General features: G+C 67.2%; 20 protein-coding genes. 5 read left to right on the top strand and 15 right to left on the bottom strand.

The genetic code is table 11. The annotated features are described in order from the left end of the window. Positions 1-8: 8 nt before the first annotated feature. The 4 genes from C8K14_RS14235 to C8K14_RS14220 form a co-directional block, all read right to left on the bottom strand. Positions 9-4,226, bottom strand: a complete 4,218-nt coding sequence (locus C8K14_RS14235) for a translocation/assembly module TamB domain-containing protein (RefSeq protein WP_107717125.1) — start codon at positions 4,224-4,226, stop codon at positions 9-11. Next, positions 4,226-6,544: an autotransporter assembly complex family protein gene (locus C8K14_RS14230; protein WP_107717124.1), complete on the bottom strand. Its 2,319-nt coding sequence runs from the start codon at positions 6,542-6,544 to the stop codon at positions 4,226-4,228. Before C8K14_RS14230 ends, C8K14_RS14235 begins: the two co-directional genes overlap by 1 nt. Then, positions 6,489-7,370 (bottom strand): arginyltransferase, encoded by an 882-nt coding sequence (locus tag C8K14_RS14225; RefSeq protein ID WP_107717171.1) that lies wholly within the window; start codon positions 7,368-7,370, stop codon positions 6,489-6,491. Before C8K14_RS14225 ends, C8K14_RS14230 begins: the two co-directional genes overlap by 56 nt. A gap of 212 nt (positions 7,371-7,582) precedes the next feature. Next, complete coding sequence (locus tag C8K14_RS14220; protein ID WP_107717123.1) at positions 7,583-8,836, bottom strand: threonine ammonia-lyase; 1,254 nt, start codon at positions 8,834-8,836, stop codon at positions 7,583-7,585. A 110-nt stretch (positions 8,837-8,946) separates the two neighbouring features. Between C8K14_RS14220 and C8K14_RS14215 the strand changes: the two genes are divergently transcribed. Further along, positions 8,947-9,849 carry an NAD(P)-dependent oxidoreductase gene (locus C8K14_RS14215; protein ID WP_107717122.1) on the top strand — a complete coding sequence of 301 codons (903 nt, stop codon included), beginning with the start codon at positions 8,947-8,949 and terminating at the stop codon, positions 9,847-9,849. Further along, positions 9,846-11,600, top strand: a complete 1,755-nt coding sequence (locus C8K14_RS14210; RefSeq protein WP_107717121.1) for an amidohydrolase — start codon at positions 9,846-9,848, stop codon at positions 11,598-11,600. Before C8K14_RS14215 ends, C8K14_RS14210 begins: the two co-directional genes overlap by 4 nt. A gap of 198 nt (positions 11,601-11,798) precedes the next feature. Here the strand turns inward: C8K14_RS14210 and tatC are convergent, their stop codons facing one another. The 11 genes from tatC to C8K14_RS14155 all read right to left on the bottom strand — a co-directional run bounded on the left by tatC (position 11,799) and on the right by C8K14_RS14155 (position 22,079). Beyond that, a complete protein-coding gene (tatC, locus tag C8K14_RS14205; RefSeq protein WP_107717120.1) occupies positions 11,799-12,668 on the bottom strand; it encodes a twin-arginine translocase subunit TatC in 870 nt (289 codons plus the stop codon). Next, positions 12,665-13,135 carry a Sec-independent protein translocase protein TatB gene (tatB, locus tag C8K14_RS14200; protein WP_107717119.1) on the bottom strand — a complete coding sequence of 157 codons (471 nt, stop codon included), beginning with the start codon at positions 13,133-13,135 and terminating at the stop codon, positions 12,665-12,667. Before tatB ends, tatC begins: the two co-directional genes overlap by 4 nt. A 29-nt stretch (positions 13,136-13,164) precedes the next feature. Further along, positions 13,165-13,437 carry a Sec-independent protein translocase subunit TatA gene (locus C8K14_RS14195; RefSeq protein WP_022676853.1) on the bottom strand — a complete coding sequence of 91 codons (273 nt, stop codon included), beginning with the start codon at positions 13,435-13,437 and terminating at the stop codon, positions 13,165-13,167. A gap of 75 nt (positions 13,438-13,512) precedes the next feature. Beyond that, on the bottom strand, positions 13,513-14,127 hold the full coding sequence (scpB, locus tag C8K14_RS14190) for an SMC-Scp complex subunit ScpB (protein ID WP_107717170.1): 615 nt from the start codon (positions 14,125-14,127) through the stop codon (positions 13,513-13,515). Further along, positions 14,124-14,936, bottom strand: a complete 813-nt coding sequence (locus tag C8K14_RS14185; protein WP_107717118.1) for a ScpA family protein — start codon at positions 14,934-14,936, stop codon at positions 14,124-14,126. Before C8K14_RS14185 ends, scpB begins: the two co-directional genes overlap by 4 nt. A gap of 6 nt (positions 14,937-14,942) precedes the next feature. After that, entirely contained in the window at positions 14,943-15,959 is a 1,017-nt protein-coding gene (gene nagZ, locus C8K14_RS14180; RefSeq protein ID WP_107717117.1) for a beta-N-acetylhexosaminidase, read from the bottom strand. Between the two features lie 114 nt (positions 15,960-16,073). Continuing rightward, positions 16,074-16,793 (bottom strand): SPOR domain-containing protein, encoded by a 720-nt coding sequence (locus C8K14_RS14175; protein ID WP_107717116.1) that lies wholly within the window; start codon positions 16,791-16,793, stop codon positions 16,074-16,076. Between the two features lie 5 nt (positions 16,794-16,798). Next, complete coding sequence (gene argS / locus C8K14_RS14170) at positions 16,799-18,562, bottom strand: arginine--tRNA ligase (protein ID WP_107717115.1); 1,764 nt, start codon at positions 18,560-18,562, stop codon at positions 16,799-16,801. Between the two features lie 83 nt (positions 18,563-18,645). After that, complete coding sequence (gene nudC / locus C8K14_RS14165; protein WP_107717114.1) at positions 18,646-19,575, bottom strand: NAD(+) diphosphatase; 930 nt, start codon at positions 19,573-19,575, stop codon at positions 18,646-18,648. Then, positions 19,572-20,885 carry a serine hydrolase gene (locus tag C8K14_RS14160; RefSeq protein WP_107717169.1) on the bottom strand — a complete coding sequence of 438 codons (1,314 nt, stop codon included), beginning with the start codon at positions 20,883-20,885 and terminating at the stop codon, positions 19,572-19,574. The genes nudC and C8K14_RS14160 overlap by 4 nt, the downstream gene beginning before the upstream one ends. Positions 20,886-20,948: 63 nt before the next feature. Then, the gene (locus C8K14_RS14155; protein ID WP_107717113.1) at positions 20,949-22,079 is read right to left on the bottom strand and encodes an A/G-specific adenine glycosylase; all 1,131 of its coding nucleotides are present in this window, start codon (positions 22,077-22,079) and stop codon (positions 20,949-20,951) included. A gap of 14 nt (positions 22,080-22,093) precedes the next feature. Here C8K14_RS14155 and C8K14_RS14150 point away from each other — a divergent pair, with 14 nt between their 5' ends. The 3 genes from C8K14_RS14150 to C8K14_RS14140 are packed head-to-tail and all read left to right on the top strand — an operon-like array spanning position 22,094 to position 24,287. Further along, positions 22,094-22,738: a DUF721 domain-containing protein gene (locus C8K14_RS14150; RefSeq protein ID WP_022676846.1), complete on the top strand. Its 645-nt coding sequence runs from the start codon at positions 22,094-22,096 to the stop codon at positions 22,736-22,738. A gap of 44 nt (positions 22,739-22,782) precedes the next feature. Further along, the gene (locus C8K14_RS14145) at positions 22,783-23,490 is read left to right on the top strand and encodes a thioredoxin domain-containing protein (protein ID WP_051146370.1); all 708 of its coding nucleotides are present in this window, start codon (positions 22,783-22,785) and stop codon (positions 23,488-23,490) included. Between the two features lie 47 nt (positions 23,491-23,537). Further along, positions 23,538-24,287 (top strand): thioredoxin domain-containing protein, encoded by a 750-nt coding sequence (locus tag C8K14_RS14140; RefSeq protein WP_022676844.1) that lies wholly within the window; start codon positions 23,538-23,540, stop codon positions 24,285-24,287. Positions 24,288-24,301: the final 14 nt, after the last annotated feature.

Raw genomic sequence — 24,301 nt, 5'->3', positions numbered from 1 at the left:
CCTTCGCCTCAATAGTCCTTGCTCGCTTTGACGCTGATCTGTTCGTCCCCGATCGTGGAGATCGTGGCGAGCAGGGCAAGCCAGCGGGTGATGCGGAATTCGATCGAGGTGGCGTTGTAGCCGCGTCCGTCGGTCACCAGTTCCAGATAGAACCGGCGGCCCAGGTACTTGCCCACCGCGATCGACGTGCCGCGCCCGGTGGTGGCATCAGCCCCCACGATGCGCAGGCGATCGAGCCCGATGGCGCTGCGCACCTTGTTGATCGGATCGCCGCCCCCGCCGCCGCGCAGGCTGGCCAGCGCCGAGGCCAGCTGCACCGCTTCTGGCGCGGAAATCTGGGTGATCGACGTGCCGAACAGCAAGCGGCTGAGCAATTCTTCCTCGGGCAGCGCCGGGGTTGAGCTGAACGCGATGGAGGTATGCGCCGCCGTGCCGGTGATGCTGATCGTGGCCGTCACCCCGTTGGCATCGCCCGTGGCGACGATATCGAGCTGCGGATCGATCGGCGTGGAGCCGGTAAAGCGGATCTTGCCGCGCGTCAGGTCAAAGCGCTTGCCAGCAAATTCATAGGCCCCCCGGATCACTTCGGCGGTGCCGGTGATCTCGGGCGCGGCAGTGGTGCCGCGCAAGTGAATGTCGGCGCCCCATTCGCTGTCGAGGCCCATGCCGCGCACCGCCACGCGATTGGCGGCGACGGCATCGATCATGAACTGCCATGGCGCCGAAGGCACCTTGGCCGGCGCGGCATCGGCCGGGGCATTGATTTCACGCGTCTTGATCGTCGGCAGATCGGCCGCCGCGCTGGCCTTGCCCAGCGCCCAGCTGGCCTGGTCAATCCGCACGCGCCCGGCAATGGTACCGCCATTGCCGGTGCTGATCACCCGCAACGGCCCGGTGACCGTGGCCGACATATCGTCGCGCCGGATCAACTGAGCGTTGCTGGCCGCCAGGCGCAGGTCGATGCCCACGCCCTTGGTGGCGATGGTCGAGAGGTCGATCGTGCCACTGCCTTCCACCTTGCCCCCATTGCTGGTAGTGCCGGCAAAGTGCTGCAACGCCAGGTGAGAGGCATCGAAGCTGCCCGCAGCCTCGACATTCTGGATATCGGCCCCGATCAGCGAAGAGCGCACGCGCAAGCCCTTGGCCGCCAGCGCGCCGGACATCACCGGGGCATCGATCGTGCCGGTAATGTTGGCAGTCGCGCCCAAGGGGCCGGTAAAGTCGAACGCTTCCACCCCCGCCAATCGCCAGAGCGATTCGGCCGGCCCGCTGTAGCGCACCTGGGCGTTGAGCTTCCCGCCGCGCAGGCGTTCGGCCAGGGTGCCGCCACGCGGCAGATCGGCAATCGCCGTCTGCAAGCGCCCGCGCACTGCGCCCTGGTCCTTGACCACCGCGCGCGTCTGCAACGACGCAGCGTCAAGCTGGCCCACCAGATAGAGATCCACCGGTTGTGAGGTCAGCACCAGGCCAGAGCGCGAGAAATTGCGCACCTGGATCGCCACGTGCCCTTGCGGCGCGCCGGTGCCATCGTCGCTGTAATCGATCAGGCCCGATGCCAGCCCACCCAGGCCAAGATCGGCCACGGCGATATCCAGCACCGACAGCGGCATCCGCGCGACCTTGAGGTCGATCTTGGTCGGCCCGCCCAGCACATGGCCTTCGGCGATGACGATGCCGCGGCCGAAAGTGACTTGCGTAGGATTGAGCTTCCAGCCCTCCCCCTCGCGCTCCATCACCATGCGGCGTGGCATGTCGACCGTGCGGCCGGCATAGTTGCCGGCAACATAGGCGACGATCTTGTCCGGCTCGAACGCGGCGGTGCCCTGCAGCGCGAATTGCGTGCCGCGGCGCCCGGCAATCGACGCGGTGACGCTGCCCGAGCCGTTGACCAGCGCGGCGCTGGCCGCCATCCGGCCGATGAACACCTTGCCCGCCGCAAGCCCCTGCGCCGTGACGTTGGCAGTCAGCGTGCTGTTGCCCTTGGCGAACAGGCCGTCCACGTCGATCTTGGCATTGCCGATGGCAAGCGGCGTGTCGCCCCCAAACCTGGCGTTGCGCGCCAGGATCAGCGCCTTGACCATCTGCCCGCCATCTTGCGGTGCGAGGTGGATCGTGCCGTCAAGCCCCCCGCCCTTGAGCGCGAGATCGCCGGTTACCCCACCCCTGCCCAGCGTGACGCCGCCGGTCACGTCGGTTTGCCACACGCGCAGGAACTGGATCTGCAACCGGGTGGGCCCGCCCTTGGGCGAGAACAGCCCCATCGAGCCGTTGAACGGCCCCAGGCGCGATTGGCCTTGCGCGGTAATGCCCAGGCCATCGGCGATCGGACTGATGCCCACGCGCACGTCTTTGAGGCCGGCCGCCGGCAGCGGGCTGGCAAAGACCAGTTCCGCATGCGGGCCATCCTTGGCCATGCGCGCGTCGACGGTGAACGGGCCGTAATCGGTGGAGCGGCCCTGGCCGACCACGCTGGCGGTGCCGTCCTGGCCAACCTGGCCATCGATGGTCAGGGTGAGCTTGGGCGCATTGACCGCAACCTTGCGCAGCGTGAGCGGGATATTGCCACCCATCCGCGCGCTGCCGGTAAAGCGCACGTCACCACCGGCGAGATTGGCCAGCGTGGCGTTGCTGAGGCGCGAGAGGCGCCCGGCGGCATTGGCCTGGATCGACCATGGCAGGTTGTCACCCACCTTGATCAAGACCTTGGCCGTGCCATCGAGCATGCCGACATCGGGCACGGCAAAGCCGCGCGCCACGATCGGCCCGGCCAGGGCATAGCCGCCGCGGGCGATATCGCCGCGCAGCGTCAGCCGCGCATCGAGGCCCTTGAGATGCAGCGCCAGCGGATCGGCCGAGAGCGCATTGCCGCGCAAGACCAGGCTGCCCTGCAGGCGCGCGCCCGACAGATGCTGATCGACCATGGCCTGACCGCTGCGCAGAACCTGCGCCGTTACATCGAGCGGCAGGACCAGTGCTTTACCATCCCAACGCGCGGTGCCGGCGGTACGCAGGCCCTGTGCAGTGATCTGGCCAGAGCGCAGATTGCGGATCGTCAGGACGTGCTGGAACGACAGATCGGTGAATGCGCCATCAAGCGTGCCGGTGAGCGCCACGCCATCGGCTTGCGGATTGGCCAGCAGCTTTTCCGGGCGCAGGACTTGCGCCTTGACCGCGATCGCTTCGGCGCGATTGTTGGCCAGATCAAGGCCGCCCTGGGCCATCGCACGCAGCGTGGGCGTGACGGCAAAAGCCGTGCCCTGCGCGTGGCTTTGCGCAAAGTTGCCTTGATAGAGCAGCGAAACCTTGCCACCGGCCGCAGCCGCTGCGCTGCCCTTGAGCAGGTCAGCCGGAAACAGCTGGCCAGCCAGGCGATAGGTGCCACTGCGATTGTCGAGCAGGAAGGCCGCCATGGTCTTGCCATCCTGCTGCGCCCAGCCAAACCCGTGCCAATCGGCAAAGCTGCCGCGCCCGGCCACGCGCAGGTGCACATCGCGGCGCAGGCCGGAAAGCCCGGCCAGCAGGCCATCGCGCGGCGCATCATAGATGCCACCCAGTTCGAAGCGATCACGATCCGGCTGGCTATCGAGATGCAGCACCAGGCGATCGCGCCCGCCCAGCTTGCCGGTCACATCGACCAGCGCGCGACCGTTGCGGATATCGGCGCGCGCCTGCACGTCGATGTGGCGGCGATCGCCGACAATGCCCTTGGCGATCGTCAGGTCGTCCAGCGCAAAGCGATCGATGCGGATGTTGAAATCGGGCAGGATCGGCGCGTTGGGATCGCCCGGGTTCATCTTGGGCGTGCGCCACAACGTGCCGTGGTGGAACACCAGCGTGCGGATATCGAGGCCGCTGTGCAGCCAAGACAGCGGGCGCCAGTCCAGCTCCACCTCGGGCACGGTCATGAAGCGGCCGTGCGGATCGCTAATCACCACATCGCGCAGGGTGGAGGCGCCGAACAGCGAGCCATCGATCCGCCCGATCTTGACGCGCAGGCCCGATCCCGGCGTGACCTGGGCAATGCGATCGATGACGAAGCGATGCCCGATCGCCGAATCGAGGATCAGGAACAGCACGCCAAGGCCCGCTGCCAGAAGCAGCAGGCCCGTGGCCAGTCGCCGGGCCCAGCGGGCGGCAAAGCCGGGCTGGCGCGGCGTGGCGCGGGCCGGAACAGGGGCAGGCGCGGGTGCGCCGGCCGCGCCGGTATCTTCCGTTTCCTGCACCATCAGAAAGCTTGCCCCAGCGCGATATAGACCCCCAGGCGGCTGTCGCCCGGGCGCGGATTGATGGGCGTGCCCACGTCGATACGGATCGGGCCGAAGTTGGTCTGATAACGCAGGCCCAACCCGGCGCCCAGGCGCATGCCCGAGAGCGTGGGCGTGGCATTGGTGCCCACCGTGCCAGCATCAACGAACGGCACCAGGCCCACGGCCCCACCGAACAGCCCGGTCTTGACCCGCGCTTCCAGCGAGAATTCAGTGAGCGAGCGGCCGCCGGTCGGCTCTCCGGTGGCATCGAGCGGCCCCACCCGCTGATAGGAATAGCCGCGCACGGATGCGCCACCACCGGCGTAGAACCGCCGCGACGGCGCGATGTTGTCAACCTGTGTGCCGACGATGGCGCCAAGCCGGGTGCGTGCCGCCAGGATCACCCGGCTGCTGATGTGCTGGTACACGCTCGCGTCGATCTGGGTTTTGACATAGCTAGACTTGGTGCCATCGGTGGTGGAAAGTTCCGGCGAAACACGCAGCGACAGGCGCCAGCCCTTGGTGGGATCGAGCAGATTGTCGCTGGCATCATAGGCGCCGCGCAAAGGCAGCGCAGCGATGAAATAGGTGGTGCGCGGCGTGGTGCTGGTGGTTTCCTGCGTGCCGATCAGCTGGATGCCGAACGAATAGGTCCACGGTTTCTGGAAGATCAGCGTGGATTGTTTTTCCAGGCTGGCCGTGGCCGACAGCGTATTGGCGTCATAGGCGCGGACCTGGATCGTCTGGGCATAGAGATCGGCCGTCAGAACCTGGTCACGCTCGTGGAAATTGTTGCGGCGGAACGTGAAGCCGGCGAGCTGCTCCTGGGTGCCGAGCACGCCGCGGAAACGGATCATCCCTTCGGGCGGGAAGAAGTTGCGGTGTTCCCAGCTGCCTTCCAGCCGCGCGCCTTCGCCGCTGGAATAGCCGATCAGGCCCGCGAGCGTGCGCTGCGGCGCCTTGGTCAGGTCAACATCCACGTCGACCACGCCCGGCTGGCCATTGGTGGGCGGGGTCACTTCGCGGGCCTTGACCGTGGCGGTGGACACCAGGCTGGTGGCAAGGATGCCCTCGCGCAGGTCGTCCATGTCGCTGCGCTGGTACATGTCGCCGGGGCGGAAGCGGGCGATGCGTTCCAGGTGGCGAGAGCTGAGATAGGTCGGAAGGTTGCTGTTGACGTGGCCAAAGCGATACTTGCCGCCAGTGGTAACCGGCAGGTTGAGATCGCCGGTGCGCGGTTCGTGGTCGATTACCAGATCGGGTTCGCCGACCGTGGCAAAGGCATAGCCGCGCTCGCCCATTTCCTTGTTGAGGCTGTCCTTTTCCGTCAGGATCTTGTCGGAATTGATCGGATCGCCAACATTGAGGTGGAACGCGGCGCGCAGATCCTGGGCATCGCTGGCGGCCTGGATATCGCCCAGCGCGATATGGGCAAAACGGTATTGCGGGCCGGGCTGGATATCGAACCGTACCACGGCCTTGGCCAGGCTCGCCTGGCGCCGCGCCCGCGCCTCTTCAGCGGTTTCCGCCTTGGCCGGGGCAGCACCCGCACCGGTTGTAGCGCCGGCCGTTCCAGCCGCTACGGGCGTAGTCGTCGGGCGCTCGATCGTCTGGATCACGTCGGGATCGTAATAGCCATAGACGCGCAGTATCTGTTGCAGCAGATCAGCGTCACTCTTGGCGCGCCGGGTCAACTGCGCCAGGTTGTCTTCATCGTCCTTGAGCGTGGCTAGCGCGGACAGCCCCTTGAAGCGGGCAACGATGGCATCGCGATCGGGCAGCGTGGCATCAGGCGGGAACGCCAGCTCCACCTGGTTGGCCACATGCACCAGCGTTGCGTTGGCGATGCGCAGCCCTTGCGCCGAATCATCGGTTTCCAGCGCCACGCCGGCGGCCTTGGCCTGTTCCTGGGCATCGGCGATGTCGGGATCGGGGCTCAGCGGCTCGATCGCGGGGAGATCGGCCTTGTCCGGCCATTCCAGGGTGATGCCCGGCATGGGCGGCAGGGCCGGCAGCGGATCGGGGCTGATCAGCGTGGAAACATCGGGCACGGTGGTGTGCGCCGCATCGGTATCGCGGGCCCAGGCCTGCGGATTGTCGATCGCCGAATCCGGGATCAGCGCCTCAAGCGCGGTATCGGCGTTGCGCGACTGGCCCAGCGCCGGCAGCGGACCGAGCGTTGCACCCAGGCCCAGCCCAAGCGTGGCCAGAGCCCGCGCCAGGCCTGACAGGCAGAAGATGTCAGAGCGGAGGGAAACCTTCGGCCAGGCCAGTGCCGACCACCCTTGCCGCGCCATGGCCCACCGGCTGGGACGCCAGTTCAGGCTTGGCCGGCATGGCATTGCCGCCATCGCTGCGGCCAAGACGGTCAATCGCGTCGGCTTGGGCATCGGGCTCAAAGGCGTGCCAGCCATCCCGGCCCAATCGCTCCATCGGGCGATAGCGAACCTTGTACTGCATCCGGGCCGATCCCTCGACCCAATAGCCGAGGTAGACGTAGGGCAGGCCGATCCTCTGTGCGTGGAGGATGTGATCGAGAATGATGAAGTTTCCAAGCCCGCCGCGCGTTTCGTGATGTGGATCGTAAAAACTGTAGACCATCGAGAGCCCATCACCCTGCTGATCGGTCAGGCAGGCCCCCACCAGTTTGCCCGGGCTGCCATCGGCAGTGGGCTCCCTGTATTCAATCACATAACTTTTCACCGACGTATGTTCCACCATGTCCGCGAAATCGATTTCGTCCATGGTCGCCATGCCGCCACCCGGATGACGGGCAGCGAGGTAACGCCGCAAGAGGTCGAATTGTTCCGCAGTGGACCACGGTTTGCATGCGGTGACAACCAGATCGCCGTTGCGGCGCAGATCGCGGCGTTGCGTGGCTGAAGGGCGGAACGTGCCCGCCACCACCCGCACCGAAACGCACGCGGTGCATTCAATGCATGAAGGACGATAGGCCACGGTCTGGCTGCGACGAAAACCGATCCGGCTCAACGCGTCGTTGAGTTCTTCGGCGCCCGGCCCCTTCAGCTCGGTAAACACCTTCCGCTCCTGCCGATCGGGCAGATAGGGGCAAGGCGCCGGGCTGGTAACGAAAAAGCGGGGAAAACGGACAGGCGCAGTCACAGCCAGAGCAGTTCCTTGTCGCTGGCCGGCCCATCCGGCGCGCGTCGTGCCCATCACCGTGCCCCGGCATGGCCCTGGGTTAAAGCATGTTAACCACGAAATCCGATCGGCCGACAAGCCTGCTCGGTCAATTCGGAGAGATATTCATGCCGCCGCGCGATCCCGTGCCATGGCAGGACACCCTGCCCGGCACGGGTTAACGGATCAGCGCGTCACGCCAGCTCCACCTGGGTCACGTCATAGCCACGGTTGCGCAGCGCGCGCACCAGGAGATCGATCTGCTCGCGGTTGCGCGCTTCGCACTCGATCTCGGCGGTCAGGCCCTTGGCCGGCAGCGAGGTGAAGATGCGCTGGTGCCACACTTCCAGGATGTTGACCTGGTGGCGGTTGAATTCCTCCACCACGCTGTAGAGCGCGCCAGGACGATCCTGCAGCACGATGCGCAGCCGCCCGAGCCGGCCCGAGCGGGCGAGGTCACGCAGCAGCACGTTGGCCAGCAGGCGCGTATCGATATTGCCGCCGGTCAGCACGATGCCCACCTTGCGCCCTTCGAACATGGCGCGGTTGGCGATCACGGCGGCCAGGCCAGCAGCGCCCGCCCCTTCGACCACGGTCTTTTCGATCTGCAGCAGCAGCGCGACTGCAGATTCGAGCGCGGCTTCATCGACCAGGACGATATCGTCCACCAGCGTCGCCAGCACGGCCGAGGTGAACGCCCCCGGTTCCTTGACCGCGATGCCTTCGGCCAGCGTGTCTCCGCCGCACGGCAGGCTCTGGTGCTTGAGCTTGTCATACATCGAGGGAAACAGCTTTGCCTGGACGCCGACCAAGCCGATGCCCGGCTTCATCGCGCGCGCAGCCGTGCCCATGCCGGTCAGCAGCCCGCCCCCGCCGATCGGCACGGCCAGCATGTCGATCTCGGGAACGTCGGTGAGCATTTCGAGCGCGACGGTGCCCTGCCCGGCCGCGACGGCCGGATCATCGAACGGATGCACGAACGTGAGCCAGCGCTCCGCCTCCAGCAGGCGGGCATGAGCATAGGCTTCGTCGAACGTTTCGCCTTCCAGCACGACGTTGCCGCCCACGCTTTCGGTCTGCATGATCTTCACCGCCGGCGTGGTGCGCGGCATCACGATCGTGACCGGCACACCCAGCCGCGTGCCGTGATACGACAGGCCCTGGGCATGGTTGCCGGCAGAGGCCGCGATCACCCCGCGCGAACGCTGTTCTTCGGTCAGCAGGAGAAGGGCATTGAGCGCGCCGCGTTCCTTGTAGGCGGCGGTGAATTGCAGGTTTTCGAACTTGAGATAGATTTCTGCGCCGGTGATCCGGCTCAGCGTCTGGCTATGCAGCGTAGGGGTGCGCACCACCTTGCCCATAATTCGCCCGGCCGCCGCGTGAACGTCGGCAAGGGACAGCAGGGCATGCGCCGGCTGTTGGGCGAGCTTGTGGACAAGGTTTTCCATAGTGAGCCACCCCCTAATGCAAAGGGGGCAGCAAAGAAACCGTTTCCGCATCCCGCGATGCGCCCCAAGGGAGGGCTGGCACACCGGCGCAAAGCGGCTAAACAGCGGGCATGACCGAACCACTCACCATCGCATGCATCGGCCTTGGCACCATGGGCGGGCCGATCGCCCGCCATCTGGGCCAGGCCGGCCACCGCCTGACCATCTTCAACCGCAGCGATGCCCGGCGCGAGGTCTGGATGGCCGCCAATCCGGGCCTGGCCACGCGCGTTGCCGCCAGCCCGGCCGAAGCGGCCGACGGCGCCGATGCGGTGATCACCTGCGTGGGCAACGATGATGACCTCGCCGATGTGGTGCTCAGCCCGCAGGGCGCCTTTGCCACGCTGCGCCCCGGCGCCGTGCTGATCGACCACACCACGGTTTCGGCGCGCATCGCCCGGCAGATTGCCGTGGAAGGCCGCGACAAGGAAATCCTGTGTGTGGATGCGCCGGTTACCGGCGGCCAATCCGGCGCGGAAAGCGGCACCCTGTCGATCATGTGCGGCGGCAGCGACAAGGCGATCGCAGCAGCGCGGCCGATCCTGTCGGCCTATGCCAAGCGCGTGGTCCACGTGGGCAAATCGGGCGCGGGGCAAACCACCAAGATGGTCAACCAGATGTGCCTGGCCGCCACGATCGCCGGCCTTTCCGAAGCCATGCGCTTTGCCCAGGCCGCGCATCTCGATCTTGCCAAGGTGTTCGAGGCGATTTCCGGCGGCGCCGCGCAATCGTGGCAGATGGACAACCGCTGGGACACCATGGCCGCCGATTCCTTTGATTTCGGCTTTGCCGTCGACTGGATGCGCAAGGACCTGGGCCTGGCGATCGAGGAAGCGCGCGGCCTGGGCGCCAGCGTGCCCACCACCGCCCTGATCGACCAGTTCTATGCCGAAGTGCAGGCCCTGGGCGCCGGCCGCCAGGATACCAGCGCGCTGATTCGCCGCCTGCCGCTGCGTGGCCAGAAGCCGGCATGATCAGCCTGCGTCCGGCGGCCCGCCCCGCCCTCATCGCTGCCCTGCTTGCCGCCGCAGCCCTGCCGGTTGCCGTGCATGCCGCGCAGGCTCCATCCACCGATACGCTGGTGGACAATGTCCATGGCGAAACGATCGGCGCCGATGGCCAGCCCGAACAGGTCATCGGCCTGCTGTTCGATCGCTCCGGCGTGATCCGCCAGGTCTTTCACCCTGGCGACAAGCTGCCCAAGAAGGGCTTTGGCTATCACATCGATGGCAAGGGCCAGGTGATTCTGCCCGGCCTGATCGACGCGCACGTCCATGTGATGGAACTGGGCCTGGCCGCCCTTACGCTCGATCTGTCGTCAACGCGCACGCTGGCCGAGGCGCTCGACGCGATCCGCGCCTATGCTGCCGCGCATCCTGATCGCACCTGGATCACCGGGCGCGGCTGGAATCAGGAGCAATGGGGCCTGAAAGACAGCAGCGGGCACAGCCGCTATCCCACTGCGGCCGAACTCGATTCGGTGGTGGGCGATCGCCCGGTCTGGCTGGAGCGGGTCGATGGCCACGCCGGCTGGGCCAACAGCGCCGCGCTCAAGGCCGCCGGGATCACCACCGCCACCAAAGCACCCGATGGCGGGGCGATCGATCGCCGCCCCGATGGCACGCCGGCGGGCGTGCTGGTCGATGCGGCGATGGGCCTGTTGACGCCGCGCCTGCCCGCGCCGCGCGCCGCCGACCGCGATGCCGCGCTGGCCAAGGCGCAGTCGATCCTGTTCCAGCGCGGCGTGACGGCCGTGGCCGACATGGGCACCAGCATCGAAGACTGGCAGGCCTTCCGCCGCGCCGGTGACAAGAACCAGCTCTATGTGCGGATCATGGCCTATGCCATGGGCACCGAGCAGATGGCCCTGATCGCCGGGGGTGAGCCGACGCCGTGGCTCTATGCCGACAGGCTGCGTATGGGCGGGGTCAAGCTGTTCATGGACGGCGCGCTCGGCTCGCGCGGGGCGTGGCTCAAGGCGCCCTATGCCGATGCGCCCAACACGCGCGGGTTGCCGCGCATGACCGATACCCAGCTTGGCAACCTGATGAGCCGGGCGGCGATGGACGGGTTCCAGGTGGCGGTCCATGCCATCGGGGACGCGGCCAATGCCGCCGTGCTGTCCAGCATCGAGGATCTTTCCGCCACCTATAAAGGCGATCGCCGCTGGCGGGTGGAACATGCCCAGATCGTCGATCCGGCCGATATCGCCCGGTTCGGCCACAATGGCGTGATCGCGTCGATGCAGCCGGTGCATGAAACGTCTGATCGGGTGATGGCCGAAGCGCGCCTTGGGCCGCAGCGGCTGGCCGGGGCCTATGCCTGGCAATCGATCGCCAAGGCAGGCGCGCGGCTCGCGTTCGGTTCGGATGCGCCGGTGGAAGCGCCCGATCCCTTTGCCGGGATCGCCGCCGCGATCAGCCGCGAAGGCCCGGATGGCCAACCCGCCGGTGGCTGGCAGCCGCAGGAAAAGGTGACTCCGGCCCAGGCACTGGCCGCCTATACCACCGGCGGCGCCTATGCCGGCTTTGCTGAAGGTCGCTTTGGCCGCCTGGCACCGGGCCTGCGCGCCGATTTCATCCTGGTCGATACCGATCCGCTGACCGCCACGCCCGATGCCATCCGCCACACCCGCGTCCGCGAAACCTGGGTGGGTGGCGGCAAGGTATGGCCGGATGATGCCGAAAACGGGGCGGCCAAAAAGGATGGAAACCAAAAAGGCTGAGAGCCGTTAGATGGCGCGACGCGGAAGGCGCCGGGTTCCCCCCTCATCCCGGCGCTGCGTTGCCAAGCCTTGATGGTGTTCTCCCCTCGCACCCGGGCACGGCCATGCGGGCAGCGGAAAAATCCCGCCGCGCATGCAATTTCCCTCAAGACTGCGCAGGCGGTGGGGGCCAGTGATGGCCCCCACCGCATAGCCATGTCAGGGCAGCAATTGCGTGGGATTTCCGCTGGCCTGCTGGGCCGCAGCGGCGGCATCAGCCGCGGCCTGGGCCGCCTCAGCCGCGGCTTCTTCGGCCGCCATGCGGGCCTTTTCCTCGGCATCGGCCTTTTCGACAAAGCGCATGACGATCAGCGTGCCTTCGAACAGGATCAGCAGCGGGATCGCCAGCATCAGCTGCGACACCACGTCAGGCGGGGTGATCAGCGCAGCCAGCGCGACGATGCCCACGATCACATAGCGGCGTGCCTTGACCAGCGCATCGCGGCTGACGATGCCCGCGCGGTTGAGCAGCATGAGCAGCACCGGCAGCAGGAACGAGACGCCGAACGCCAGGATGAACTGCATCACCAGCGCGAGATACTCCTCGATCCCCGGCAATGCTTCGAGTTGCAGGCCACCCTTGTTGCCCTGGAAACCGACGAACCATTTGAACGCCGTGGGCATGACCACGAAATAGGCCAAGCTGGCGCCCATGCCGAACAGGATCGGCGTGGCGATCAGGAACGGCAGGAATGCACGCTTTTCCCGGGCATAGAGCCCGGGCGCGACAAACGCCCACAGCTGGTTGGCCACCACCGGGAAGCTGAGCAGGAAACCGGAAAACAGCGCCACTTTCAGGTTCACGAAGAACGCCGAATAGAGCTTGGTATAGATCAGCCGGCCATGCCCGGCCGGGAATGCCAGGCTGAGCGGATGGACCAGGATCGCCAGGATGGTGTCGACAAAGTAGTAGCTGATCGCCGAGGTCAGCGCCAAGGCATAGACACAGCGCAACAGGCGGGTGCGCAGCTCGATCAGGTGATCGAGCAGCGGGGCCTGGGTTTCATCGATATCGCGTATCTGGATCACGGTTGGCCCGGCTCGGTGTGGGGGTGAACGGCAGGCGCCACTGCCGCATGGTCTTCATCGGCCGGCTGCGGACCGCGCGGACGCTCGCCCCTGCTTTCCACCGGCAGCAACTTTTCAGGCGGCGGCGGAAGCGGCGCGGGATCGGTCGGCGCATGGGGCGCAAGCACCGGATCGACCGGATGTGCCGGCGCTTCGGCAGTGGCGGCATGGGGCGTTTCAGCCGCGCTCGCAGCCGCGCTTTGCGCCATGATCTGCGCGTTCTGCTCCTGCCACTTCTTTTCCATGTCAGCCAGTTCCGCCTCGCGGATCATGGTTTCGATGCCGGCGCGAAAGTGGTTTGAAACACGGCGCATCTTGCCGATCCAACGGCCGGCGGTGCGCAGTGCGAGCGGCAGATCCTTGGGCCCGATCACCACGATCGCCACGATGACGACCAACAGCAATTCGGACGGCGCAATATCGAACATCGATGGTCAGCCCTGCGTTATCGGGCCGATCAGGCCTGCGGCCCCTGCGGGTGATCGCCCGGCTGCTGGACCGGCGCGGGGTGAACCGGCGCTTGCGGCGCAACGGGGGGAACCGGCGGGGTCTGCTGGATCTGGGCCGGCGGCGGCGTAACCGGAGGATTGGCTTCCTCGTTCATGCCCTGCTTGAAGCTTTTGATACCCTTGCCGAAATCGCCCATCATTTCAGAAATGCGGCCACGCCCGAACAAAATCAGCACGACCAGCGCCAGAATGATCAGGTGCGGTAGAGAAAGGCCACCCATTTCAAATTCTCCTTTGCCTGCCCAGATAGGGGATGTTCCCGCACTTCGCCAGCGGGCAAAGCCGATTCTTGTCGTTTAGTCCGCCTCGCCCGGTTCGTCTGGCGCGTCGGCATCCTCTGGCCCGGCCTCCTCCCGGTTGCCGGTGAGCACGGCATAGGCTTCGTCCACCGGATCGAGCAAGCCGGCGGCGCGCAACTCGCCAATGCCGGGCAGATCTGCCCGGCTGGCAAGACCGAAATGGCTGAGGAACTGCGGCGTGGTGGCATAGATGGTGGGGCGGCCCGGCACTTCGCGCCGCCCGGCGATACGCACCCAGCCCGCTTCCATCAGCACGTCGAGCGTGCCCTTGGCGGTCTGCACGCCGCGGATCGCCTCGATCTCGGCCCGGCTGACCGGCTCGTGATAGGCGATGATCGCCAGGGCTTCGGTCGCCGCGCGAGACAGGCGGCGCACTTCTTCCTTTTCCCGCCGCAACAGGTGCGCCAGATCGGGCGCGGTCTGGAAATGCCAGCGCCCGCCGCGCTCCACCAGATGCACCCCGCGCGGGGCATAGTGCTCTGCCAGCAGGGCCAGCGCCGCGCGCACATCTGCCCCGCCCAGATGGCGCGAAATCTCATCAGCACGCAGGGGTTCCTGCGCGGCAAACAGCGTGGCTTCCACCGCGCGCACCAGATCATCGGGCGCGCTCATGGCCTGGCGCCCTGCAGCGGCCGGATCAACAGCGGGCCAAAGCATTCGTCCTGCACCAGTTCCACCCGCCCTTGCTTGGCCAGTTCCAGCGCCGCCAGAAAACTCGACGCCAGGGCCGATCGCGCCAATTGCCGATCGGCCGCGCCGTTGATCGCCATTGGCGGCAGGAAGGCGCGCAGATCGCGCCATTCCAGGCTGGTGCCGAGCAGCGCGGAGATGCGGGCGAGCGCGGCGTCCAGCGTCATGACCGGACGCTCGCGCACCATGTGCACCACCGGCCGGTTGCGGTGCTGGATCTGGCCATAGGCCTGGATCAGGCCAAACAGATCGGCCTGCCACAGCGACCGGCGGGCCAGGGTAATCCCTTCCGGCGCGCCGCGCGTGAACACGTCGCGCCCCAGCCGATCGCGCGCCATCAGCCGGGCGCCCGCCTCGCGCATGGCGCCCAGCCGCTGCAGGCGCAGTTGCAGGCGCAGCGCCATTTCTTCCGGGCTGGGCTGCATATCGGGGTCGCGCGGCAGCAGCAGCAGCGATTTGAGATAGGCCAGCCAGGCGGCCATCACCAGGTAATCGGCCGCCAGTTCCAGCTTCAGCGCCTCTGCCCGGTCAATATAGCCAAGATATTGATCGACCAGTTCCAGGATCGAAATCCGCCGCAGATCAACCTTTTGCCGCCGCGCCAGATCGAGCAGCAGATCGAGTGGGCCTTCCCAGCCATCGAGATCGAGATAGAGCGCGTCGCCCGTCGCCACGGCCGGAGGCAGCCCGTCCCACAGCGCGTCGTCCTGCGGCTCTGCCCCCTCGGCCATGCCGGATCAGGCCAAGGCCAGCAGCGTGTCGCGCCGGGCGAAAAGCTCTGCCTGCAAGGCCACGTCGCGCGGCACGGCCACCGGTGCCGTGGGCGCTAAGGCGCGGTCCAGCCGCGCGGCAGTCTGCGCGCTCATCGGCGCCAAGGATTGCGCGATGCCGATCATGTCGGGCATCCTGGCCCAGCAGTTGAGCGCGATATCGCACCCGGCGGCCTGCGCCCGCGCCGCGCGTTCCGGCACAGTGCCATCAAGCGCTGCCATGTCGAGATCGTCGGTTAGCAGCAGCCCGTCAAAGCCGATGCGGCGGCGGATGACCTCGGCAATGATGAACGGAGACAGCGTGGCCGGCAGATCGGCGTCCCACGCGGTGAAGCGGATGTGCCCGGTCATGCCGATGGCGGCGCCAGACAGGGCCTGGAACGGGGCGAGATCGGCGGCCAGTTCGTCTTCCCCGGCAGTGACCGTGGGCAGTTCCTTGTGGCTATCGGCCATGGCGCGGCCGTGGCCGGGCATGTGCTTGATCACGCCCATCACCCCGGCCCGCGCCAGGCCATCGAGCGTGGCGCGGGCCAGCGCGGCCACGCGCTGCGGTTCCTTGCCCAGGGCGCGATCACCGATCACGTCGTGCGCGCCGGGCTGGCGCACATCGAGCAGCGGCAGGCAATCCACGCTGATGCCGGCTTCGGCCAGATCGATGCCCAAGGCTTGCGCATTGGCGCGCGCCGCCTCGATCGCGCTCGCGGGCGCCACGTCATAGAGCCGGTCGAACGCCTCGCCAGCGGGATAGGGAGCCCAGACCGGCGGCTTCATCCGCGCGACGCGGCCACCTTCCTGGTCGATCGAGATCAGCAGCCGGTCGCGCCCGTGCAGGTCACGCAGCGAATCGGTCAACTCTCGCAGCTGGTCGCGCGATTCGACATTGCGGCCGAACAGGATGTAGCCGGCAGGATCGGCGTCCTGGAAAAAGGCGCGCTCGTCGGCGGTGAGAACGGGGCCGGAAAGGCCGAAAATGGCTGGAAGCATCGGGGAAGCTTTCCCGCAATTCGGTGCCTTTGACAAGCCACGCAGGCCTTGCCGCCCCATCCGCATTTCCGCATTCCCCGGATGAAGCCATCCGGGGTCAGGCTGTCAGGCAGATCAGTGCTTGACCTGGCACTTCACCCCTTCGCCCTGCAGCGTGTTGCACAGCGAATTGGCAGCGCTCGCGTCGCCGGGCACGGCCTGAAGGCGATAGACCGTGCCGATATCGGCCTTGCCGGCGATGATGCGATGGCTGACGCCCTTGAGGCTTTCATGCGCGACGACCAGCTTGTTCCACCCGGCTTCGGCCAGGGCCTGGCTCGAAAACGCGCCAACCTGCACGCCCACGCCGCTGACCGGCGCAGCGGCGGGCGCGGCCTTTTCAGCGGGCTTGTCTGCCGGCTTGGCCGTGGCGGATGGGCTGGCCGCGGGCGCCGGCGCGTCCTTGGCAGCAAGGGCCGCAGTCGGGCGTTCGCCTTCGCTGACCTTGAAGCTGGAATCGCCAGTGCCCTGGAACGTCTTGCCGCCCGGATCCTTGGGCGCAACCTTGTAGGGTTCCTTGCTCGCCTCGATCAGGCTGCCATCGGCAGCGGCCGGGGCGGCGTTGCGGTGCGTGGCCCAGTAGATCGCCCCGACGATCGCGGCGAGCAGGATCAGCGCCAGCACGCCAAAGCCGATCAGGCGCCCGTTGTCGGGGCCTTCCTCTTCCAGATCGACATCGTCGGCGCTTTCCAGCCAGGGCAGGCGTTCTTCGCTGCCCAGGTCCAGCGCCTGCGCGCCGGTGCCCTGGCCATGTTCGCCCAATGCGGCGTTGTCGTGCTGATCCCCGTTCACCATTGCCTTCAAAGCTCCTGCGCGGCCTCAACCCCCAAGATGGCCAGCCCGTTCTTCAATACCTGCCCGATTTGCGCGGCCAGGAAAAGGCGCGCCTCGGTCAGGGCTTGATCCTGTGCCACAATGAAGCGCTTTTCAGGCTTGTCGTTGCCCACGTTCCAATAGGCGTGGAATGCGGCAGCCAGATCGTAGAGGAAAAACGCGATGCGATGCGGCTCGCGCGCAACTGCGGCGCCTTCCACCATGCGCGGGAACTGCGCGGCCTGCTTGATCACGGCGAGTTCTTCCTGGCCCAGCAGCGCGAGATGGGCAGCGCTCGGCGCCCAGCCCAGTTCGGCGCCCTTGCGCAGGGTGGAGGAAATCCGGGCATGGGCATATTGCACATAGAACACCGGGTTGTCCTTGGAGGCTTCCACCACCTTGGCAAAGTCGAAGTCCATCTGCGCATCGGGCTTACGGGTCAGCATGGTGAAACGCACCACGTCCTTGCCCACTTCCTCGACCACGTCGGCCAGCGTCACGAAATTGCCCGCGCGCTTCGACATCTTGACCGGCTGGCCATCGCGCAGCAGCTGCACCATCTGCACCAGCTTGACTTCGAAAGGCTTGGGGCTCGCGCCTTCTGCCCCGGTCAGCGCGGCGACGGCGGCCTTGATCCGCTTGACCGTGCCGGCATGGTCTGCCCCCCAGATATCCACCAGCGCGTCGGCGGTTTCCGCCTTCTGGAAGTGATAGGCGAGGTCTGCGCCGAAATAGGTCCAACTGCCGTCAGACTTCTTGATCGGCCGATCCTGGTCATCGCCAAACCGCGTGGAGCGGAACAGCGGCAGTTCGACCGGTTCCCAGTCTTCGGGTGTCTTGCCCTTGGGCGCTTCGAGATGGCCGTCATAGACCAGATCGTGCGCGCGCAGCCAGGCTTCGGCCGCCTCGGGCTTGCCAGCGGCCTGCAGTTCCGCCTCGGACGAGAAGAGATCGTGAACGATGCCCAGCTTGGCGAGGTCTTCCTTGATCATCACCAGCATCGCGGCCACCGCCTTTTGGCGGAACAGCACCAGCCATTCGCTTTCGGGCGCGGCGACATAGCGATCGCCGAATTCGGCCGCGAGCGCCTGGCCCAGCGGGATCAGGTATTCACCCGGATAGAGGCCTTCGGGAATGCCGCCAACATCTTCGCCCAGCGCCTCGCGATAGCGCACGTGCGCCGAGCGGGCGAGCACATCGACCTGCGCGCCGGCATCGTTGACGTAATATTCCTTGATCACCTTATGCCCGGCAAATTCGAGCAGGGCGGCAAGCGCATCGCCCACCACCGCGCCGCGGCAATGGCCCATGTGCATCGGCCCGGTGGGATTGGCCGAGACATATTCGACGTTCACCGTGCTGCCACCGCCCAGGGTAGAGCGGCCATAGCTGTTTGCGGCCTGGCCGATCAGGGCCAGCTCGTCGGTCCACGCGGCATCGGCCAGGCGCAGGTTGATGAAGCCCGGACCGGCGATCTCGGCGCTGACGACACGCGGATGGGCGGCCAGTTCGTCTACCAGGAGCGCGGCCAGCGCGCGCGGGTTGGTGCCGGCGGGCTTGGCCAGGACCATCGCCGCATTGGTGGCCAGATCGCCATGCGCGGCATCGCGCGGCGGCTCGCACGTGACGGCGCCGCGCGGCAGGCCGGCGGGCAGCGCGCCCTTGGCGACAAGGGCATCGAGCGCGGCATCGATCACGCCGGCATAGGCAGCGAACAGCGTCTGGGCGGCAACGGGGCTATCGGTCGTCATGGCACGGGCCGATAGCGAATTTGTGGGGCGTTGGAAACCCGAGCGGCGCGGGCATGCGCAACGCCGGTACAGCCAACGCCGGTTCAGCCCCTGTGCGCCATCCACCATTCCAGCAGGTGCCGCGCCACCGCCGTATGGGTCGGCGCCCCGAACGGCGCATCGGGCCGGCCCTCCAGCGCGGCGCTGACTTCTTCGCGGGTGAACCAGCGCGCGTCTTCCAACTCGTTCTGATCGATTGTGATGGTGGGATCATCGGCCAGGGCATGGCAGGCGATCATCAGCGACGAGGGATAGGGCCAGGGCTGGCTGGCGACATAGCGCACGTCGCGCACGCGCACGCCGGCTTCCTCCAGCACTTCGCGTGCCACGGCTTCTTCCACCGTTTCGCCCGGCTCGACAAAGCCGGCCAGCGCGGAATAGCGCCCGGCGGGAAAGCGTGGCTGGCGCCCCAGCAAGAGGCACCCGTCATGTTCGACCAGCATGATCGTGACCGGATCGACGCGCGGAAAGTGATCGGCGCCGCAGTCCGCATTGGTGCAAGACCGCTGCCAGCCGCCCTTGGTCGCCTGCGTGGCATGGCCACAGCGCGCGCAAAAGCGGTGGCGGGCATGCCAATCGACCAGGCTGCGCGCGCCGCCATAAATCGCCAGGTCACGCGCCGGCATGGCATCGAGCAGGGCGCGCAGATTGGGCGCAGCCGGCGCCGTGCTGCCACCAAGGCCAGGCGCGGCGGCGGCAAAGCAGCCCCGCCCGGCTTCATCCAGTCCCAGGAACACCAGGTCCGCTCCATCCGGCGCGGATTGCAGCGGCGCCCAGGTCAGCCCGCCATCGGCCCCAAATTCCGGCGCCAGACCATCGAGCACCAGCAACTGCGCGTCGGGCGCGGCCTGCACCGCCGCCAGCCGCACCGGATCGGTGCGCACCGCATCGGCCCGGTCCAGCGGATTGCCGGCATAGGCAATCGGCGGCAGCGCGCGGGCCAAGGTGCGGGCCAGCGTGTCGGTAGTGGTCATGCGGCAACCTTGTGCTGGGCCAGCAGCCGCGCGCGCACATCGCTGCGCACGGCCTGGGGGAATGCAGTATCGAACGGATAGGCTGTGCTGGGCATGAACTGGGCAAAGAACCCGCCGCGCACGCCGCCCACCTTGCTGATGAAGCCGATCGTGCCAGCCGCGCCCGACCAGCCATAGGTGCCCGCCGAATCGCCAAGGCCAACGCGGCCGCCCGCGCCAAAGCCATGGCCGGCAATCCACGTACCTGCAGTACTGGCGCCGGGCGGCAACAGGTTGCTGGTGCCCATGTCGACCGCCCGCTGGCTCATCACCCGCTTGCCGGCAAACACCCCGCCGCCCAGCAGCATGGCCAGGAACCGGTCATAATCGCGCGGCGAACTGATCAGGCCTGCGCCGCCAAACGGAAAGGCCGGCGGATCGAGATAGACCGAATTGGTCGCGCCATCGATCGGCAGCAGGCGGCCATCGGCCACGACATAGTTGGTGGTGAAGCGCGGCACATCGGCCGGGGCCAGCTGGAACGTGGTGCTGTCCATGCCCAGCGGATCGAAGAAACGCGCTTTCAGGAAGGCGCTGAACTCTTGCCCGGAAGCCAGTTCGATGATCCGGCCCATCAGATCGAGCGCCACCGAATAGGACCAGCGCGTGCCCGGCTGATAGACCAGGGGAAGGCGGGCGAGATTGTCGGCAAAGGCAGCCAGGCTGGGCGCGGTATGCACTTCGCCAAAGCCCGGCAGCGGCACGCGGGTGGCGCGATAGGGCATGATGCCGGCCGCGGCATAGGCATCGCGGATCGGGCCGGTCTGGATAATGGTATAGCCAAGCCCGGCCGTGTGCGTCAGCAGCTGGCGCACGGTGATCGGTGCGGTTGCCGGCACCACCTTGTCCACCGGGCCGGCCGGATCGACCAGCACGTTCATGTGGGCATAGGCCGGCAGGAAATCGGCGATCGGCTGATCGAGGCCAAGCTTGCCCTCGTCGATCAGGATCATCGCAGCCATGCCGGTGATCGGCTTGGTCATCGAATAGATGCGGAACAGGGCGTTTTCATCCAGCGGCCGGGCATCGCCACGCGTGCCAGTGCCGCGCGCCACCACCTCGGGCGGGGCATCGCCCCAGCCCAGCGTGGCAACCGCGCCGGCCAGCTTGCCACTGCCGACATAGTCATCGAGCAGGCCGGTAATGGCCGGCAGGCGCGGGTCTGTCGGCGCGGCATGGGCCCAGCGCTGCAACAGCAGCCCCCCGCCCAGCAGCCCTGCCCCGCCCAGCAGGCCACGACGGCTGAGCGCCGGGGTTTGCGGAAGTGTCATGCGATCGTGCATTGCAGCCAAACCTTTCCAAGACGCCTGTTCATCGTTGCGCCCACGGCGCTTTCACCCTTCGTGCGCACCGGCCAATGCCAGGCGTGCCGCCTTGGCAAAAACCGTTGGCAACCCGGCATTTTCCATATCGCTGCGGGGCCACCACAGCGCACCGGGAATGTGGGCGCCGGGGATATTAGCGGGAGAAAATCCTGCGCCTACCAGCAAATGCAGATCGAGATCGAAATGGGTAAAGGCATGGCGCACCACCCCGGCGAATCGCCAGGTTCCGGCCACCGGCGGCTGGCTATCACCATCGGCCCGCGCGCTCCAGCCATCGTCGGGTAGCGCCCGCATGCCGCCCAGCATGCCCTTGCCCGGCCGCGTCACCACCAGCACCTGCGCCTGGCCATCGGCATCGACCCGTTCGATCCAATAGGCATGCCCCTGGCGCTGCGGCTTGGCTTTCTTGGGCGCCTTGACCGGCAGCGCCTCGGCCCGGCCTTCCGCCTCTGCCCGGCAGGCGCCGCGCAGTGGGCAAAGCAGGCAGCGCGGCGCCTTGACCGTGCAGATGGTGGCGCCCAGGTCCATCATCGCCTGGGCGAAATCACCCGCGCGCGCCGTGGGCGTGATTGTGGCGGTGGCCGCGCGAATGGCAGGCCGCGCCGCAGGCAACGGCACATCGATGGCAAACAGCCGCGCCACCACCCGTTCGACATTGGCATCGACCACTACGGCATGCCGGCCAAACGCGATCGCCGCCACTGCCGCTGCGGTATAGGCGCCAAGGCCCGGCAGCGCGCGCAGGCCCTCCTCGGTATCGGGAAAAGCGCCCAGCGCGGAAACCGCGCGCGCGCAGGCCAGCAGATTGCGCGCGCGGGCATAATAGCCCAGCCCCGCCCAGGCCGCCATGACCGCCGCGTCGTCGGCGGCGGCCAGATCATGCACGGTGGGCCAGGTGCGGGTGAATTTCTCGAAATAGGGGCCGACCGCTGCCACGGTGGTCTGCTGCAGCATCACTTCCGACAACCACACGCGATAGGGATCGGGCGCCGCCGTTCCCGGCCGGCTGCGCCAGGGCAGCACCCGCGCATGGGCATCGTACCAGGCCAGCAGGGCCGCGGCCACGCCATGGCTGGCCGGCACGCTTGCGGTTTCATCACGTTGGGCGGGGAAATCGTCAGGATGGCCACTGGCTTGCATGGCGCCGCTATGGCATGGCAGGCGCCATCATGGAAAGCGATCAGGCCAAACCCCGCCCTGCCCGAAAGGGTGCCGCCAAGCCGGCCGCCAAGCCAGCCAACGCGGCAGCGAGCAAGGCCGCGCCCAAGGGCTTTGAGCGCAAGCGCGGCGGAGAGGCACGGCAGATTGCCGACTTGATGCCGGCGATCGGCCGCACCGCGTTTCGCCGCTTCGGCTTTGTGCAAAGCTCGGTCGTGACCCGCTGGCCCGAAATCGTCGGCACGGCCCATGCCCGCCATTGCATGCCCGAATCGATCCGCTTTGCCCCGGGCGAAAAGGCCGACGGCATCCTGCAACTGGTGGTAACCCCCGCCCATGCCCCGCTGATCCAGCACGTGGTGCCCGAGATCATCGAGCGGGTGAACCGCTTCTTCGGCTATCGCGCCGTGGCCAAGGTCAAGCTACGTCAAGGCGTGGTTCAGGCGCCACGCCCGACAGGCCCTGCGCCGCTGGCGCCGCCGACGTTAAAACCGGTGCCGATGGACCTGGGCGACAGCCTGCGCGCCGTGGGAGACCCGGAACTGCGGGCCGTGCTGGAATCGCTCGCCCGCTCGCTGGGCGAAGCCAGCGCCAAACCAGAACCAAAGCCAAACCGGGACAACAGGGATATCCGCAAGTGACCATTCCGAACGTGACCACGACACTTCGTTCCACTGCCAGGGCCATGGCCCTTTCGCTTGCCGCCGCGCTTGCCACGCTGGTGGCCAATCCCGCCCAGGCTGCTCCGCCGAAAAAGGCGCCCGCCGCACCCGCTGGCCGCAACTGGAACCAGACCGTGGTGCGCACCGCGCGCGACAGTTTCCTGCTCGGCAACCCCAATGCCCCGGTCAAGCTGGTGGAATACATCAGCTATACCTGTCCGCACTGCGCCCATTTCACCCAGGAAGCCGATGCCCAGTTGCGCCTGGGCTTCATCGCCCCGGGCAAGGGTTCGATCGAGGTGCGCAATTTCGTGCGCGACCCGATCGACCTGACCGTGGCGCTGCTCACCCACTGCGTGCCGCCCGCACAGTTCTGGCAGACGCACCTGATGTTCCTGACGCGCCAGGACGATTGGATCGGCCTGGAAATGACCGCCAGCCCGGCCCAGCGCCAGCGCTGGATCACCGGCCCGCTGGCCAGCCGCACCCGCGCCATCGCCAGCGATTTCAAGTTCTATGACATGATGGCCTCGCGCGGGGTCAGCCGTACCGCGGCCGATCGCTGCCTCGCTGACGAAGGCCTGGCCAACCGCCTGGCCGCCGGCACCAAGGACGCCGCCGAAAAGGACTATGTCGAAGGCACGCCGGCCTTCATGATCAACGGCTTGCCGCTGGCCGGCACGGCCAGCTGGGCCGCGCTCAAGCCGCAGCTTGAAGCGCGTATCAACTGATCGGCACCCCCCTCCCTTTACCGCCCCATGCAACGGGAAAACCTGTGATGAAATTTGCCACCACACGCCTTGCGCTTCTGGCCCTGCCGCTCACCCTGGGTCTTGCTGCCTGCGGCAAGAAGGACGATGCCGGCGGCCCGGCCGCCCAGTCTGCCGCTGCCCTGCCCACCGTGGCCCCGCCCGCCGGCAAGGCCTGGAGCGATGTGGTCAGCAAGAATGCCGATGGCGGCTATGTGATGGGCAATCCCGACGCGCCGATCAAGCTGATCGAGTTCGGCTCGCTCACCTGCCCGCACTGCGCCGAGTTCGAGGAAAAGGGCTTCCCCAAGCTGCGTGACACTTATGTCAACAGCGGCCGCGTCAGCCTGGAATTCCGCAATTTCGTGCGTGATCCGTTCGACACGACGATGGCCATGCTGACGCACTGCGGCTCGCCGGACAGCTTCTTTGCGCTGACCCAGCAGGTCTATGCCAACCAGAAGGACATCTTTGCCAAGCTGCAGCCCGCCGCCAAGGAAATCCAGGCGATGAACCTGCCGCCCGCGCAGATGTTCGGCGTGATGGCCGACAAGGGCGGCCTGATCGATTTCTTCGGCGCCCGCGGCATTGCGCGCGATCAGGCAATGGCCTGCCTCGCCAATTCCAAGACTGCCGAGGCGCTGGCCAGCGATACCCAGACCGCCGGTGACAAGTACACCATCAGCGGCACGCCCACCTTCATCGTCAACGGCAAGAACGTGGACGTGGCCACCTGGGAACAGCTCGAGCCGATCCTGCAGCGCGCCGGCGCGCGCTGATCCCCGTTCCGGGG

This window comes from Novosphingobium sp. GV079 (genome assembly GCF_003058045.1).
Classification (GTDB): domain Bacteria; phylum Pseudomonadota; class Alphaproteobacteria; order Sphingomonadales; family Sphingomonadaceae; genus Novosphingobium; species Novosphingobium capsulatum.
Note: the sequence above shows the minus strand (reverse complement) of the source record. Positions and strands in the feature narration are given on the sequence as shown.

Coding starts and splice junctions, on each gene's coding strand:
- C8K14_RS14235 (WP_107717125.1), bottom strand. CDS start 4,226: ATGGTGCAGGAAACGGAAGATACCGGCGCGGCCGGCGCACCCGCGCCT.
- C8K14_RS14230 (WP_107717124.1), bottom strand. CDS start 6,544: ATGGCGCGGCAAGGGTGGTCGGCACTGGCCTGGCCGAAGGTTTCCCTC.
- C8K14_RS14220 (WP_107717123.1), bottom strand. CDS start 8,836: ATGGAAAACCTTGTCCACAAGCTCGCCCAACAGCCGGCGCATGCCCTG.
- C8K14_RS14215 (WP_107717122.1), top strand. CDS start 8,947: ATGACCGAACCACTCACCATCGCATGCATCGGCCTTGGCACCATGGGC.
- C8K14_RS14210 (WP_107717121.1), top strand. CDS start 9,846: ATGATCAGCCTGCGTCCGGCGGCCCGCCCCGCCCTCATCGCTGCCCTG.
- tatB (WP_107717119.1), bottom strand. CDS start 13,135: ATGTTCGATATTGCGCCGTCCGAATTGCTGTTGGTCGTCATCGTGGCG.
- C8K14_RS14195 (WP_022676853.1), bottom strand. CDS start 13,437: ATGGGTGGCCTTTCTCTACCGCACCTGATCATTCTGGCGCTGGTCGTG.
- scpB (WP_107717170.1), bottom strand. CDS start 14,127: ATGAGCGCGCCCGATGATCTGGTGCGCGCGGTGGAAGCCACGCTGTTT.
- C8K14_RS14185 (WP_107717118.1), bottom strand. CDS start 14,936: ATGGCCGAGGGGGCAGAGCCGCAGGACGACGCGCTGTGGGACGGGCTG.
- nagZ (WP_107717117.1), bottom strand. CDS start 15,959: ATGCTTCCAGCCATTTTCGGCCTTTCCGGCCCCGTTCTCACCGCCGAC.
- C8K14_RS14175 (WP_107717116.1), bottom strand. CDS start 16,793: ATGGTGAACGGGGATCAGCACGACAACGCCGCATTGGGCGAACATGGC.
- argS (WP_107717115.1), bottom strand. CDS start 18,562: ATGACGACCGATAGCCCCGTTGCCGCCCAGACGCTGTTCGCTGCCTAT.
- nudC (WP_107717114.1), bottom strand. CDS start 19,575: ATGACCACTACCGACACGCTGGCCCGCACCTTGGCCCGCGCGCTGCCG.
- C8K14_RS14160 (WP_107717169.1), bottom strand. CDS start 20,885: ATGACACTTCCGCAAACCCCGGCGCTCAGCCGTCGTGGCCTGCTGGGC.
- C8K14_RS14155 (WP_107717113.1), bottom strand. CDS start 22,079: ATGCAAGCCAGTGGCCATCCTGACGATTTCCCCGCCCAACGTGATGAA.
- C8K14_RS14150 (WP_022676846.1), top strand. CDS start 22,094: ATGGCAGGCGCCATCATGGAAAGCGATCAGGCCAAACCCCGCCCTGCC.
- C8K14_RS14145 (WP_051146370.1), top strand. CDS start 22,783: ATGGCCCTTTCGCTTGCCGCCGCGCTTGCCACGCTGGTGGCCAATCCC.
- C8K14_RS14140 (WP_022676844.1), top strand. CDS start 23,538: ATGAAATTTGCCACCACACGCCTTGCGCTTCTGGCCCTGCCGCTCACC.